Source organism: Mesorhizobium sp. M7A.F.Ca.CA.001.10.2.1 (assembly GCF_003998575.1).
Taxonomy (GTDB): Bacteria; Pseudomonadota; Alphaproteobacteria; order Rhizobiales; family Rhizobiaceae; genus Mesorhizobium.
The window spans coordinates 1-992 of record NZ_RZQY01001121.1 but is presented as its reverse complement, the minus strand read 5'-3'; the positions used below and the strand labels follow the sequence as shown (position 1 = coordinate 992).

2 protein-coding genes are annotated in these 992 nt (G+C 65.5%); both read right to left on the bottom strand.

The window, feature by feature from the left end; all coding sequences use genetic code 11:
- Positions 1 to 599, bottom strand: a 599-nt coding sequence (gene cobW, locus EN964_RS35560; protein WP_127277526.1) for a cobalamin biosynthesis protein CobW, incomplete at its 3' end; no start/stop codon positions are given.
- A 2-nt stretch (positions 600 to 601) separates the two neighbouring features.
- Positions 602 to 991: a DUF1636 family protein gene (locus tag EN964_RS35555; RefSeq protein ID WP_127277525.1), complete on the bottom strand. Its 390-nt coding sequence runs from the start codon at positions 989 to 991 to the stop codon at positions 602 to 604.
- Position 992: the final 1 nt, after the last annotated feature.

The following is a 992-nucleotide window of genomic DNA, read 5'->3' as shown; positions in this document are numbered from 1 at the left end:
GTACCGGCGGCGTCCATCAGGTCGCTTTTCGACAGGATGATCAGGTCGGCACAGGCGATCTGGTCCTCGAACACTTCTTCCACCGGATCGTCATGGTCGAGCGTCTCGTCCCCGGCGCGCTGCGCCTGCAGGGCGTCCATGTCGTTGGCGACGCGGCCCTCGGCCAATGCCGGCCCGTCGACCACGGCGATGACGCCGTCGACTGTGACGCGGCTCTTCACGCTCGGCCATTGAAAGGCCTGGACCAGCGGCTTGGGCAGCGCCAGGCCCGATGTCTCGATCAGGATGTGGTCGACCCTCGGCGTCAGCGCGAGAATACGGTCGAGCGCCGGGACGAAATCGTCGGCGACGGTGCAGCAGATGCAGCCATTGGCCAGTTCGACGATATTTTCCTCCGGACAGGTGTCGATGCCGCAGCCCTTCAGGATCTCGCCGTCAATGCCGATGTCGCCGAATTCGTTGACGATGATGGCAATGCGCTTGCCGCCGGCGTTTTCCAGGAGATGGCGGACCAGCGTCGTCTTGCCGGCGCCGAGGAAGCCGGTGACGACGGTGCAGGGAACGCGGGAGAGGTTCGCAGGCGAATCTGGGGCAGTCATGGTCAGTCCTTCAGCATGTCGAGGGGAGGGATGCGGGCAACGAGGCCGCGCTTCAGGCTATCGGGACGGCCACGCCAGGGAATGAGACCGTCGGTCGAGGTGGCGAAAAGCTTGGCTCCGGTGACGAGGTCGGCGCCGCTGGTCTCGGTCAGGTCGCCAAAGACATAGCTCCAGCAGCCGTCGCGCAGGATGGCGGCGCTGAGGCGCCGCTTGCAATTGCCAAGGCATTCGACGCTGCGGATGCGGATGTCGTCGCCAGATGCGGCGCGGCGCGTATCCTCCGCCAGCAATTCGCCGGCGCGGGGATGGGCGTCGGAGCCGGTCTCATTGCGGCAGGAGGCGCAGACAATGATGGTGACGCCGGCCAAGGCATCATCATGGCCGGACGAAATA